Source organism: Monashia sp. HAY1-5C (genome assembly GCF_056755255.1).
The window spans coordinates 1-228 of sequence record NZ_JBPGXG010000916.1 but is presented as its reverse complement, the minus strand read 5'-3'; the positions used below and the strand labels follow the sequence as shown (position 1 = coordinate 228).

The 228-nt window shown below is 65.8% G+C and carries 1 protein-coding gene; it reads right to left on the bottom strand.

The window, feature by feature from the left end:
• Positions 1–228 (bottom strand): RraA family protein (locus ACR9ZK_RS23935; RefSeq protein ID WP_481344383.1); only part of this gene is annotated, 228 nt, incomplete at both ends.

The following is a 228-nucleotide window of genomic DNA, read 5'->3' as shown; positions in this document are numbered from 1 at the left end:
CTCCAGATCAGCCACTGCCGAGTAGTCGCGGACGCCGCCGTCGGTGATGATGGCCGCAGCCCCACGTACCTGGGCGCGGAGCGCGAGGATGTCCCCCACTGTGCCGGTGCCCTTCTCGCCGCGGGCTTCCATCACCAGGATTTCGCCTTCATTCACGGAATCGATCGCGCGCTTCTGGGCGTTGAACCCACCTCCGTGGGTCTTGAAAAGGTCCTCGCGGTTGGGCAC